Genomic DNA, 13,014 nt, shown 5'->3' with positions numbered 1-13,014 from the left:
GTCAGGAAGCCAGAATCGCCTTCACTTCGAAGATTTCCACTTCAAAGCTCAGAGTCTTGCCTGCCAGCGGGTGATTGAAGTCGATGGTGACCTGCTCGTCATCGAACGCTTTCACCACGCCTGGCAACTCGGTATTGGCGGCGTCATTGAAGATCACCAGCAACCCTTCGGACAGTTCCATGCCCACGAACTGCGAGCGTGGCATGATCTGCACGTTTTGTGGGTTGGGCTGACCAAAGGCGTTTTCCGGCAGAATCTCGACGGTCTTTTTATCGCCCGCCTTGAAACCGAAAATCGCCATTTCGAAGCCAGGCAGCAGGTTGCCGTCACCGACCTTGAACGTGGCCGGAGCCTTTTCGAAGGTGCTGTCGACGGTATCGCCGTTTTCCAGACGCAGGGCGAAGTGCAGAGTGACCTGCGTATTCTGACCGATGCGCAGCTCGTCAGACGAGCCTTGAGTCGAAGATTGCTCAGTCATTGACGGTCTCTCCGGTTTTCTTGCTCTTGAACATGTCCAGCGCCAGCATGATTGCGCCGACGCTGATCGCGCTGTCGGCGACGTTGAAGGCCGGGAAGTACCAGCGGTTCTGCCAGTGAACCAGAATGAAGTCGATCACGTGGCCCAGCACGATACGGTCGTAGAGGTTGCCCAATGCGCCGCCCAATACCAGCGCCAGTGCAACGGCCAGCCACGTGTCATCACGCCCCAGACGCTTGAGCCAGACGACCAGCACAGCGCTGACCACCACTGCGATCAGGGCGAACAACCAGCGCTGCCAGCCGGCACCGTCAGCCAGAAAACTGAAGGCGGCACCGGTGTTGTAGGCCAGGGTCCAGCTGAACAGGTCGGGAATCACGATGATCTGCTGATACAGGCTCAACGCGTTCTCGAAGTAATACTTGCTGGCCTGGTCAATGACCAGAACCAGCACGCTCAACCACAGCCAGGCCAGACGGCCAAACGAGGCGTTAGGCATAGTGACGGACCTCGCCTGCACCGCTGATGTTGTCTACGCAACGGCCGCAGATTTCCGGATGCTCGGGATTCACCCCTACATCCTCGCGGTGATGCCAGCAACGGGCGCACTTGGCATGACTGGACTTGAGCACTTTCAGCTTCAAGCCGGCAACTTCGGTGACCACGGCATCGGCTGGCGCGGATGCGAACGGTGCCACACTGGCTGTCGAGGTGATCAGCACGAAGCGCAGCTCGTTGCTCAGCTTCGACAGGTCAGCCACCAGCGACTCCTCGGCGTACAGGGTCACTTCGGCCTGCAGGTTGCCGCCAATGGCCTTGGCAGCGCGCAGGTTTTCCATTTCCTTGTTGACCGAGGTCTTCACCGCCATGATCCGCTCCCAGTAGGCGCGGTCCATGTCGAAGTCGGCAGGCATTTCGGTCAGGCCTTCGTACCAGGTGTTGAGCATCACCGATTCGTTACGCTCGCCGGGCAGGAACTGCCACAGCTCGTCGGCGGTGAACGCCAGGATTGGCGCGATCCAGCGCACCAGCGCTTCGGAGATGTGGAACAGTGCCGTCTGGCACGAACGACGCGCGGTGCTGTTGGCCGCCGTGGTGTACTGACGATCCTTGATAATGTCGAGGTAGAAACCACCCAGCTCCTGCACGCAGAAGTTGTGGATCTTCGAGTACACGTTCCAGAAACGGTATTCGCCGTAATGCTCTTGCAGCTCGCGCTGCAGCAGCAGGGTGCGGTCCACGGCCCAACGGTCCAGCGCGAGCATTTCCTCGGCGGGCAGGATGTCGGTCGCCGGGTTGAAGCCTGTCAGGTTGGAGAGCAGGAAGCGTGCAGTGTTGCGGATACGACGATAGGCGTCGGCGCTGCGCTGCAGGATCTGGTCGGAAACCGCCATCTCGCCGGAATAATCGGTCGCCGATACCCACAGGCGCATGATGTCGGCACCCAGCGAGTCGTTGACCTTCTGCGGCGCTACCACGTTGTTCAGCGATTTGGACATCTTGCGGCCGTTCTCGTCGACCACGAACCCGTGGGTCAGCAGCTCGCGATACGGTGCGTGATCGTCCAGCATGCAGCCGGTCAGCAGTGAGGAGTGGAACCAGCCGCGATGCTGGTCCGAGCCTTCCAGGTACAGGTCGGCACGCGGACCGCTTTCATGGCCCATCGGGTGCGAACCGCGCAGCACATGCCAGTGCGTGGTGCCCGAGTCGAACCAGACGTCCAGGGTGTCGGAGATCTTGTCGTACTTGCCGGCTTCGTCACCGAGCAACTCGCTGGCGTCGAGCTTGAACCAGGCCTCGATGCCCTCCTTCTCGACACGCTGCGCCACTTCTTCCATCAGTTCGACGGTACGTGGGTGCAGGTCGCCGCTTTCCTTGTGCAGGAAGAACGGAATCGGCACACCCCAGTTGCGCTGACGCGAAATGCACCAGTCAGGACGGTTGGCGATCATCGAGTGCAGGCGCGCCTGCCCCCACGCCGGCACGAACTCGGTGTCTTCGATGGCCTTGACCGCACGCTTGCGCAGGGTCTCGCCGCTCTCAGGCTGCTTGTCCATGCCCACGAACCACTGCGCGGTGGCGCGGTAGATCAAGGGCGACTTGTGGCGCCAGCAATGCATGTAGCTGTGGCTGATGGTTTCGGTGTCCATCAGGCTGCCGACTTCGACCAGCTTGTCGATGATGTTCTGGTTGGCCTTGAAGATGAACTGGCCACCAAAGAACTCCAGCGACTCGACATACACACCGTTGCTCTGCACCGGGCTGATGATGTCGTCGTTGCTCAGGCCATACTGTTTGCAGATAGTGAAGTCGTCTACGCCATAGGCAGGCGAGCAGTGCACGATCCCCGTGCCCGCACCCAGCTCGACGTAGTCAGCCAGATAGACTGGCGACAGGCGGTCGTAGAACGGATGGCGGAAGTTGATCAGCTCAAGCGCCTGACCGGTGGTGGTCGCGATGACGATACCTTCCAGCTTGTAACGGGCCAGGCAGCTTTCGACCAGTTCGGCGGCCAGTACCAACAGTTTGTCGCCAACATCGACCAGTGCGTATTCGAATTCCGGATGGACATTCAGCGCCTGGTTGGCCGGGATCGTCCACGGTGTGGTGGTCCAGATCACGATGGACGCAGGCTTGCCCAGCGACGGCACGCCGAATGCGGCTGCCAGTTTTGCTTCGTCGGCGATCGGGAACGCCACGTCGATGGTCGAGGACTTCTTGTCCTGATACTCGACTTCGGCTTCAGCCAGTGCCGAGCCGCAATCGAAACACCAGTTGACCGGCTTGAGGCCCTTGAAGACGAAACCGCCCTTGACCATCTCGGCCAGCGCGCGGATTTCTCCGGCTTCGTTGGCGAAGTTCATGGTCAGGTACGGGTTGCTCCAGTCGCCGAGCACGCCCAGACGGATGAATTCGGACTTCTGGCCTTCGATCTGCTCGGACGCATAAGCGCGGCACAGCTCACGCGTACGGTCTGCGGAGAGGTTCTTGCCGTGGGTCACTTCGACCTTGTGCTCGATCGGCAGACCATGGCAGTCCCAGCCCGGCACATACGGGGCATCGAAGCCCGCCAGGGTCTTGGAACGCAGGATCATGTCCTTGAGAATCTTGTTGACCGCATGACCGATGTGAATATTGCCGTTGGCGTACGGAGGACCGTCGTGCAGAACGAACTTGGGACGATCCTTGCCAATCTCGCGCAGCTTCTGGTACAGGCCAATGCTGTCCCAGCGCTGCAGAGTTTGCGGCTCGCGCTGGGGCAGGCCGGCCTTCATAGGGAAGGCGGTGTCCGGAAGGTTTAGCGTGGCTTTATAGTCAGTCATTTCAGGCTCTTGTTTAGCGGTTAGCCATGCCAATGGGCACGGGCGGCGGCGACGTCCGCATTGATCGCCGTCTTGAGCGCCTCCAGTGAGGCGAAACGCTGCTCATCACGCAGCTTGTGGTGGAAAGCCACCGTCAAACGCCGGTCATAAAGATCGCCGGCAAAATCCAGAAGATGCACTTCAAGGTGGGCACTGCCATCACCCGTTACCGTCGGGCGTACGCCGATGTTGGCGACCCCCGGCCAGGCTTTGCCATCGATCTCGGTGCTGACCAGATAGACCCCGCTCAGCGGCACACGACGACGCTTGAGTTGCACGTTGGCGGTGGGCGTACCCAACTGACGGGCCAGCTTCTGGCCGTGCAATACCCGCCCGGCTATCTGGAACGGACGACCGAGCATGCGCTCGGCCAGGGCAAAGTCCGACGCAGCCAGAGCCTTGCGCACCTTGGTGCTGCTGACACGGATGCCATCTATTTCAACGGTCTGCGCCGCTTCTACAGTAAAACCATACGTCGTGCCGGCCTGTTGCAGGAAGTCGAAGTCACCGACCCGGTCGAAGCCGAAACGAAAATCGTCGCCCACTTCGAGGTGTTGAACACCCAGGCCGTCGATCAGCACGGTTTCGACGAAACTCGCCGCGCTGAGCTTGCACAGACGCTGATTGAAGGACAGGCAAAGTACCCGGTCAACGCCTTCGGCACTCAGCAGTTCGAGCTTGTCACGCAGACGGGCCAGACGTGCCGGCGCCGTTTCGGGCGCAAAGAACTCACGCGGCTGCGGCTCGAAGATCACCACACAACTGGGCACACCCAATTCGACGGCACGCTCGCGCAGGCGCGCCAGGATAGCCTGGTGGCCGCGATGAACGCCGTCGAAATTGCCAATCGTGGCGACGCAGCCCCGATGTTCGGGGCGCAGGTTGTGAAGGCCTCTAACCAGCTGCATAACGCACTTCTTGCTCATAAAGTGGCCGATTATAACCACACACGGCCGTGGACGACAGGCAACACACCAAGACCGGATGAAGGTTCTCGGCGTGTGGCGACAAAAACCGAAGATCAACCTCTGCGACGCGCCCTACATAATGGCTTTGCGGGCGAAATCCCGGAGGCGGAAGCCTAATAAAAGAAGCATGGCGAAATAGGTCACGACGCCGGCTGCAACCAGAGCACCCAGACGCAGAAAACGCTCCAGCATATGACCTTCGTCCCACGCCGGCATGACATGCATGAGCCCCAGCAGCACCGCCGACATCACCGCGACGGCAATCACCAGCTTGAACAGGAACTTCGTCCAGCCAGGCTGCGGCTGAAACAGATCCTGCTTGCGCAACTGCCAGAACAGCAACCCGGCATTGATGCACGCCCCCACACTGATCGCCAGCGCCAGACCGGCATGCTGCAAGGGCACGATGAAGGCCAGGTTGAGCAATTGAGTCACTATGAGGGTGAAGATCGCGATTTTCACCGGGGTGCGGATATTTTGTTGAGCATAAAAGCCGGGGGCCAGCACCTTGATCAGGATGATCCCCAGCAACCCGACCGAATAGGCGACCAACGCACGCTGGGTCATGGCCGCGTCGAGTGCGTCGAATTTACCATACTGAAACAACGAAACGGTCAACGGTTCGGCGAGCAGCCCCAGCGCCAGGGTGCAAGGCAGCACCAGCACGAAACACAGCCGCAGCCCCCAGTCGAGAATCCGCGAGTATTCCTGGCGATCCCGCTGCGCATAGGTTTTGGACAGTATCGGCAGCAGAATCGTACCCAGCGCCACGCCCAACACGCCGGAAGGCAGCTCCATCAGGCGGTCGGCGTAGTACATCCATGACACCGAGCCGGCGACGAGGAACGAGGCAAAGATCGTGTTGATGATCAGAGAAATCTGACTGACAGAAACGCCAAGGATGGCGGGCAGCATCTGCTTCATTACCCGCCAGACCCCGGTGTCGCGCAGATTAAGGCGCGGCAGCACCAGCATGCCGATCTTTTTCAGGTGCGGCAGCTGGTAAAGCAGTTGCAGCAGACCGCCGACCAGAACCGCCCAGCCCAGCGCCATGACCGGCGGATCGAAATACGGCGTCAGGAACAGCGCGAAGAAAATCATGCTGACGTTGAGCAGCGTGGGCACGAACGCCGGCACCGAGAAGCGGTTCCAGGTATTGAGGATCGCACCGGCCATCGAGGACAGGGAGATCAGCAATATATAAGGAAAGGTCACCCGCAGCAGATCCGAGGTAAGCGCGAATTTCTCCGGGGTGTCGACAAAGCCCGGCGCGGTGGCCCAGATCACCCAGGGCGCAAAGATCACCCCGAGCAGCGTCACCAGCGCCAGCGCCAGGGTCAGCAGCCCGGTGACATAGGAAATGAAGGTACGCGTCGCCTCCTCCCCCTGCTGGCTCTTGTATTCGGCCAGGATCGGCACGAATGCCTGGGAAAAGGCACCCTCGGCAAAAATACGGCGCAGCAGATTGGGCAGTTTGAAGGCAATGAAGAACGCATCCGTGGCCATTCCGGCACCGAAAGTGCGCGCGATGATGGTGTCGCGTACAAAGCCCAAAACCCGGGAAACCATGGTGATAGAGCTGACGGCGGCGAGTGACTTGAGTAGATTCATTGAAAGAGTTGTGCGCCTCGGCAAAGGATGGGCGATAAAGCCAGCCATTTATGCAATACTTCGCGCCGCAAAAACGCCCGAAGCAAAGGCCGCGAGTTTACAGGTCACAGGCCGGAAATAAATCCTCCAGTCAAATGTAGCAACCACTCAGCGGAACACCTTAACTGCCCTTGACAAGACTTCAACTCATCGGCATGATTCGCGGCCTATTTTGTTTGCTATTTCACAAAGTCTTTCGAGGAGCTCGACGGTGGCCAACACACCTTCCGCCAAAAAACGTGCAAAACAGGCTGAGAAGCGTCGCAGCCACAACGCCAGCCTGCGTTCCATGGTTCGTACCTACATCAAGAATGTAGTTAAAGCCATCGACGCAAAAGACGCAGAAAAAGCGCAAGCCGCTTATGTTCTGGCTGTTCCTGTTATCGACCGTATGGCCGATAAAGGCATCATCCACAAGAACAAGGCTGCTCGCCATAAAGGTCGTCTGAACGGTCACATCAAGGCTCTGAGCCTTGCTGCTGCAGCCTAAGCGACCCGCTTGTTAAAAAACCGACCTCAGGGTCGGTTTTTTATTGCCTGCTGGAAAGTAGTGGGAAACGCAGACGCGCGGCGCGGCGCAAACCCGTGACGCAGAGCGTCACGAAAGGTATTCCCACGCCGGAGCGTGAGGAACGATAGCCCTGTAACTATCCTGCTATAGACTCAAGGCGCAGGCGCGGTTGTCCATGGCAGGATCGGAATGGCGGTCACGGCATTCTGCGGGCTGCCTTCGATGACCCGGTCGCTGTAGACCAGGTACACCAGTGCATTGCGCTTCTTGTCGAAGAAACGCACCACCTGCATGGTCTTGAAGACCAGCGAAGTACGCTCCTTGAACACCTCGTCGCCGTCCTTGAGGGTTTCCTTGAAGCGGATAGGCCCAACCTGACGACAGGCGATGGACGCCTCGGCACGGTCCTCGGCCAACCCCAGACCACCCCTCACGCCGCCCGTCTTGGCGCGTGACAGGTAGCACGTCACCCCGTCCACCTTGGGATCATCAAACGCCTCGACCACAATTCGATCGTTGGGCCCGACCATCTTGAACACGGTCGACACCTGACCGATCTCTTCGGCCGAGACCAGCACCGGCATCAGCAACGCAGCGGCCAATAAACCTTTCATGAAACGCATCAAATAGTCCTTTTTTGCAGCCTTGAGTCAGACGAGGATCAGGTTATCCCGATGAATCAGCTCGGGCTCGGCCATATAGCCCAGCTCGCGCACGATGGATTCGGAAGAGTGACCAATGATTTTCTGGGCTTCGATGGCACTGTAGTTACTCAGGCCACGAGCGATCTCGCGACCGTCCGGGGCGACGCATACCACCATCTCGCCACGCCGGAAGCTGCCCTGGACCAGCTTGACACCCACCGGCAGCAGGCTTTTGTGATCCCTGGCCAGCGCCGCAACCGCGCCATCATCCAGCACCAGCGTGCCGCGGGTCTGCAGGTGCCCTGCCAGCCACTGCTTGCGCGCTGCGAGCATGCCACGCTCAGGGGACAGCAGCGTACCCAACCGCTCACCACCCTTGAGCCGCGCCAGAACGCGCTCGATGCGCCCGCCGACGATAACAGTATGCGCACCGGAACGCGCCGCCAGACGCGCTGCACGCAACTTGGTCTGCATGCCGCCACGCCCCAGCGCACCGCCCGTACCACCGGCCACTGCATCCAGCGCCGGATCATCGGCACGCGCTTCGTAAATCAGCTGCGCCTCCGGGTTATTGCGCGGATCGGCGTCGAACATGCCGTCACGGTCGGTCAGGATGACCAGCAGATCAGCCTCGACCAGATTGGCAACCAGCGCCGCCAGCGTGTCGTTATCGCCGAAACGAATTTCGTCGGTAACCACTGTGTCGTTTTCGTTGATGACTGGCACAACCCCAAGCTCGACCAGTGTGCGCAGGGTGCTGCGGGCATTCAGGTAGCGTTTGCGGTCCGACAGGTCGTCGTGGGTCAGAAGGATCTGCGCGGTATGCCGGCCATGCTCGGCAAAGCTCGATTCCCACGCCTGTACCAAGCCCATCTGACCAATCGCCGCAGCAGCCTGAAGCTCGTGCATGGCACTGGGTCGGGCCGTCCAGCCAAGACGGCTCATGCCGGCAGCCACCGCCCCGGAAGACACCAGTACCAGCTCGACACCCGCCTCGTGCAGCGCCACCATCTGCTCCACCCAAACACCCATGGCGTTGCGATCCAGGCCCTTGCCATCAGCCGTCAGCAAGGCACTGCCAATCTTCACAACCCAGCGCTGGGCGCCCGTCACTTTGCTGCGCATCTTCTTCCAACCCTAGCCAGAGATTTTCAAATTCGGGATACAAAAACGCCGCTGACAATCGTAGCGGCGTTCAAGTTTACTTCAAGCGATCAGTCACGGACGTAAATGATTTCCGGACCGTCTTCATCGTCCACGTCTTCTTCATCCCAGTCATCGTCACCGATGTCATGCACGCTCTTCACGCCGCTGCGACGCAGGGCACGCTGATCGTCCAGCGCCTGCAACTGGGCACGGGCCTCATCTTCGATGCGCTGATCGAGCTCGGCCAGCTCTTCGGCGTAACCAGGCTCTTCGGCGATACGCTGGCTGCGCTCTTCGAGGTAACGCATGATGTCGCGAGTCAGCTGCTCGGTGCCTTCTTTGGCAATGGCAGAGATCACGTAAACAGGGCCGGTCCACTCCAGACGATCGACGATTTCCTGCTTGCGCGCCTCCTGCTCCTCTTCGAGAATCTGATCGCACTTGTTCAGCACCAGCCAGCGATCACGCTCGGCCAGCGACGGGCTGAATTTCTCCAGTTCGTTGACGATCACTTCGGCCGCATCCGGAGCGCTGCTTTCATCCAGCGGCGCCATATCGACAAGATGCAGCAACAGACGGGTACGCGCCAGGTGCTTGAGGAAGCGAATCCCCAGGCCCGCGCCGTCGGATGCACCCTCGATCAGACCTGGAATGTCGGCAACCACAAAGCTTTTCCAGCGATCGACACTGACCACGCCCAGGTTTGGCACCAGCGTGGTGAACGGATAGTCGGCAACCTTTGGCTTGGCCGCAGACACCGAACGGATGAAAGTGCTCTTGCCGGCATTCGGCAGACCCAGCAGGCCGACGTCGGCCAACACTTTCAGCTCGAGCTTGAGATCACGTTGATCACCAGGCTTGCCCGGCGTGGTCTGGCGCGGAGCGCGGTTGGTACTGGACTTGAATCGGGTGTTACCCAGACCGTGCCAGCCGCCCTGGGCAACCATCAGGCGCTGACCATCTTTGGTCAGGTCACCGATGATTTCCTGAGTGGTGGCGTCGATGATGGTGGTCCCGACCGGCACACGCAGTACCAGCTCTTCACCCTTGCGACCGGTGCAGTCGGCGCTGCCACCGTTGGAGCCGCGCTCGGCGTCGAAGTGACGGGTGTAACGGTAGTCGACCAGCGTGTTCAGGTTGACGTCGGCGACCATGAAGATCGAGCCGCCATCACCACCATCACCACCGTTGGGACCACCGTTTTCAATGAATTTTTCGCGGCGGAAGCTCATGCAGCCGTTGCCGCCGTCACCGGCTTTTACTCGAATGGATACTTCATCTACAAATTTCATAACGCACGCCTCCCGCCACAGGGACGAGCAGAACCACATAAATTACATAAGACTCTTGCAAAAATGAGCGTTGCGATACCGATCAGAAACCAGCAACCCCATGGGTCAACATCACAACAGCCCGCACAAACAGTTTTGCAAGAGACTCACCTGCCTCTCTACCTCTACAAACAAAAAAGCCCCGTCGCAAGACAGGGCTCTTAAGCTACTGCGTGATTACGCTGCGGAGACTTCAGTCTTCGGAACGATGCTCACGTAGCGGCGACCGAAGGCGCCCTTGACCTGAAACTTGATCACGCCTTCCACTTTCGCGAACAGGGTGTGATCTTTACCCATGCCAACGCCGTAGCCAGCGTGGAATTGGGTGCCGCGCTGACGCACGATGATGTTGCCAGGGATGATAGCCTGGCCGCCATACATCTTCACGCCAAGGCGTTTGGCTTCTGAGTCGCGCCCGTTACGGGTACTACCACCAGCTTTTTTGTGAGCCATGAGTCAATTCTCCAGTTGAGGATTAGGCTGAATTAAGCCTGAATACCTGTAATTTTGATCTCGGTGTACCACTGGCGGTGGCCCATACGCTTCATGTGGTGCTTACGACGACGGAACTTGATGATACGAACCTTATCGTGACGACCTTGCGAAACCACTTCAGCCACAACGGTAGCGCCAGCAACAACGGGAGCACCGATATTGACGTCGTCGCCATTGCCAACCAGCAGAACGCGGTCAAACGTAACGGATTCGCCAGTAGCGATTTCCAGTTTTTCAATTTTCAGGTATTCACCTGGGGCGACTTTGTACTGCTTGCCACCGGTAACAATTACTGCGTACATGGTATTTCTCCGAAAATCCTGCTCACCCAGCTCTTTATAAGAAGAGTATCGGCTGGCATGGCTGCATGGGGCTGGAACGGCCCGTTTGCATTGCGTAAGGCAGGTGCTGCCCAGGAAAGTTAGGGTGCGCGATTGTACGCAAGGCATTCGCGTGTTGCAAGAGGCGGCTCGTCATACCTTGACACGCTCTACCCCGCGACCTAGCATGCGGCGCAACCTATCCGGAGCACCTGTCGCTGATGCAACCCCAAGCCTTCTACCGCGCGGTGGCGGACGACTTTAGTGCCGTTGACCTTATCATCAAAAAGCAACTGACGTCGCGCGTACCGCTGGTCTCGAAAATCGGTGATTACATCACGTCGGCAGGTGGCAAGCGCCTGCGCCCGTTGCTGGTGCTGCTGTGCGGCAAGGCACTGGGCCGCGAAGGCGATGATGTTCGCCTGCTCGCCGCCACTATCGAATTCCTGCACACCGCGACCCTGCTGCATGACGACGTTGTCGACATGTCCGGCATGCGTCGCGGTCGTTCCACCGCCAACGCGCTCTGGGGCAATGCGCCCAGCGTATTGGTGGGCGACTTCCTTTATTCGCGCTCGTTCGAAATGATGGTCGAACTGGGCTCGATGGAGGTCATGAAGATTCTGTCCAAGGCGACTCGCATCATCGCCGAAGGCGAAGTGCTGCAGCTCTCGAAGATTCGTGACGCCAGCACCACCGAAGAGACCTACATGGAAGTGATTCGCGGCAAGACAGCCATGCTGTTCGAAGCCTCGACCCACAGCGCCGCGGCCCTGTGCAACGCTCCTCAGGAACAGAGCGAAGCCCTGCGCACGTTCGGCGACCACCTGGGTGTGGCCTTCCAGTTGGTGGATGACCTGCTGGACTACCGTGGCGATGCCGAGACGCTGGGCAAGAACGTCGGTGACGACCTCGCCGAAGGCAAGCCGACCCTGCCGCTGATCTACACCATGCGTGAAGGCAGCCCGGAACAGGCCGCACTGGTTCGTCAGGCGATCCAGAAAGGTGGTCTGGAAGATCTGGAAAGCATCCGCAACGCAGTAGAAAGCGCCGGTGCCCTCGATTACACCGCACAGCTGGCGCGTGACTACGCGGCCCGCGCCATTGCCTGCCTGGACGCGCTGCCGCCCAGCGAGTACCGCGACGCACTGATCGAACTGAGCGAGTTTGCAGTCGCCCGTACGCACTAATATTCGTAGCAGTCAAAAGCCCGTCCAGCGACGGGCTCGGCAAATGGCAGTCAGCGCGTAATCCGTCATCCTCTCCTGCATGAAATCCGGAAAACACTGAATCCTCAGTGCAAGTCGCGCATGCCCGCGATACAGCGCATGACTCATCAGCCCTTTATCAGCAGATGCAGCCCCAGCAGGCCCATACCGATAAAGAACACACGCTTGAACAGCACCGCGCTGATTCGCTGGCGCAGCCATTGCCCCAACAGCATGCCCAACAGGGCCGGAATCAGCGCCAGCGTGGATGCGCCCAGCTCTGCGCCGCCCAGTGCGCCGTTCCACGACAAACCCGCCGCCAGCGCCAGCGTCGAGACAGTGAACGACAACCCCAGCGCCTGGACCAGTTGGTCGCGCTCAAGCCCCAATGCCTGCAAATAAGGCACCACGGGAATCACGAACACCCCGGTGGCCGACGCGATCACCCCGGTGATCAAACCGCACAGCGGACCCAGCCAGCGCTCGGCAGCGGCGGCAACCCTGAAGGTCGGCAGGAACAACCCGCTCAGTGCGTAGAGAAACAACGCGCCACCCAACGCGCGGGTCATTGAATGACCGCCACTCATGCCCAGCCAGAACGCCCCTGCCAGCGTGCCGATGAAAATCATGCTCAGCATCGGCCATAGCCGCTTCAGCAAAGGCCGCAGATTGCCACCCGTCGCCAGTTGCCAGACGTTGGTGAATGTCGACGGAATAATCAGCAACGCCGCAGCCTGCGCCGGCAGCATGGCCAGCCCCAGCAACCCCATTGCCACCGTGGGCAAGCCCAGGCCGATCACACCCTTGACCGTACCGGCCAGCAGAAAGGTGCCGATTACCAGCGCCGAAAGGCCCCAGCCCAGCGTTTGATAGAAGTCGAGAATCGAGTGCATGGCGTCCC

The 13,014-nt window shown here is 59.7% G+C and carries 13 protein-coding genes; 2 read left to right on the top strand and 11 right to left on the bottom strand.

Annotated elements, in window-relative coordinates:
- Nucleotide 1: 1 nt before the first annotated feature.
- The 5 genes from LIX91_RS16365 to murJ form a co-directional block, all read right to left on the bottom strand.
- Nucleotides 2–478, bottom strand: a complete 477-nt coding sequence (locus LIX91_RS16365; RefSeq protein WP_003318786.1) for a peptidylprolyl isomerase — start codon at nt 476–478, stop codon at nt 2–4.
- Nucleotides 471–977 (bottom strand): signal peptidase II, encoded by a 507-nt coding sequence (gene lspA, locus LIX91_RS16360; protein WP_003403535.1) that lies wholly within the window; start codon nt 975–977, stop codon nt 471–473. The genes LIX91_RS16365 and lspA overlap by 8 nt, the downstream gene beginning before the upstream one ends.
- Nucleotides 970–3,801 carry an isoleucine--tRNA ligase gene (gene ileS, locus LIX91_RS16355; RefSeq protein ID WP_226488785.1) on the bottom strand — a complete coding sequence of 944 codons (2,832 nt, stop codon included), beginning with the start codon at nt 3,799–3,801 and terminating at the stop codon, nt 970–972. The genes lspA and ileS overlap by 8 nt, the downstream gene beginning before the upstream one ends.
- A 20-nt stretch (nt 3,802–3,821) precedes the next feature.
- A complete protein-coding gene (gene ribF, locus LIX91_RS16350; RefSeq protein ID WP_003371105.1) occupies nt 3,822–4,748 on the bottom strand; it encodes a bifunctional riboflavin kinase/FAD synthetase in 927 nt (308 codons plus the stop codon).
- 132 nt (nt 4,749–4,880) lie between these two features.
- Nucleotides 4,881–6,419: a murein biosynthesis integral membrane protein MurJ gene (gene murJ / locus LIX91_RS16345; RefSeq protein WP_003403539.1), complete on the bottom strand. Its 1,539-nt coding sequence runs from the start codon at nt 6,417–6,419 to the stop codon at nt 4,881–4,883.
- A 250-nt stretch (nt 6,420–6,669) separates the two neighbouring features.
- On the opposite strand from murJ, the gene rpsT reads away from it, so the two are divergent.
- Nucleotides 6,670–6,948: a 30S ribosomal protein S20 gene (gene rpsT, locus LIX91_RS16340; RefSeq protein ID WP_003344603.1), complete on the top strand. Its 279-nt coding sequence runs from the start codon at nt 6,670–6,672 to the stop codon at nt 6,946–6,948.
- A 173-nt stretch (nt 6,949–7,121) separates the two neighbouring features.
- Here rpsT and LIX91_RS16335 read toward each other — a convergent pair whose 3' ends face one another.
- The 5 genes from LIX91_RS16335 to rplU form a co-directional block, all read right to left on the bottom strand.
- Entirely contained in the window at nt 7,122–7,592 is a 471-nt protein-coding gene (locus LIX91_RS16335; RefSeq protein ID WP_003318791.1) for a CreA family protein, read from the bottom strand.
- A gap of 27 nt (nt 7,593–7,619) precedes the next feature.
- Entirely contained in the window at nt 7,620–8,738 is a 1,119-nt protein-coding gene (gene proB, locus LIX91_RS16330; protein WP_003414708.1) for a glutamate 5-kinase, read from the bottom strand.
- Nucleotides 8,739–8,827: 89 nt separating this feature from the next.
- Nucleotides 8,828–10,051 carry an Obg family GTPase CgtA gene (cgtA, locus tag LIX91_RS16325; RefSeq protein ID WP_002551973.1) on the bottom strand — a complete coding sequence of 408 codons (1,224 nt, stop codon included), beginning with the start codon at nt 10,049–10,051 and terminating at the stop codon, nt 8,828–8,830.
- A gap of 216 nt (nt 10,052–10,267) precedes the next feature.
- A complete protein-coding gene (gene rpmA, locus LIX91_RS16320; protein ID WP_002551972.1) occupies nt 10,268–10,543 on the bottom strand; it encodes a 50S ribosomal protein L27 in 276 nt (91 codons plus the stop codon).
- 32 nt (nt 10,544–10,575) lie between these two features.
- Nucleotides 10,576–10,887, bottom strand: a complete 312-nt coding sequence (gene rplU / locus LIX91_RS16315) for a 50S ribosomal protein L21 (RefSeq protein WP_002551971.1) — start codon at nt 10,885–10,887, stop codon at nt 10,576–10,578.
- Between the two features lie 239 nt (nt 10,888–11,126).
- Between rplU and LIX91_RS16310 the strand changes: the two genes are divergently transcribed.
- Nucleotides 11,127–12,095 carry a polyprenyl synthetase family protein gene (locus LIX91_RS16310; protein WP_003427833.1) on the top strand — a complete coding sequence of 323 codons (969 nt, stop codon included), beginning with the start codon at nt 11,127–11,129 and terminating at the stop codon, nt 12,093–12,095.
- A 146-nt stretch (nt 12,096–12,241) separates the two neighbouring features.
- On the opposite strand, the gene LIX91_RS16305 is transcribed toward LIX91_RS16310, so the two are convergent.
- Nucleotides 12,242–13,006 carry a sulfite exporter TauE/SafE family protein gene (locus tag LIX91_RS16305; protein ID WP_065348977.1) on the bottom strand — a complete coding sequence of 255 codons (765 nt, stop codon included), beginning with the start codon at nt 13,004–13,006 and terminating at the stop codon, nt 12,242–12,244.
- Between the last annotated feature and the right edge of the window lie 8 nt (nt 13,007–13,014).

This window comes from Pseudomonas sp. B20 (genome assembly GCF_020515755.1).
Taxonomy (GTDB): Bacteria; Pseudomonadota; Gammaproteobacteria; order Pseudomonadales; family Pseudomonadaceae; genus Aquipseudomonas; species Aquipseudomonas syringae.
This window is presented reverse-complemented; position numbering and strand designations above follow the sequence as displayed.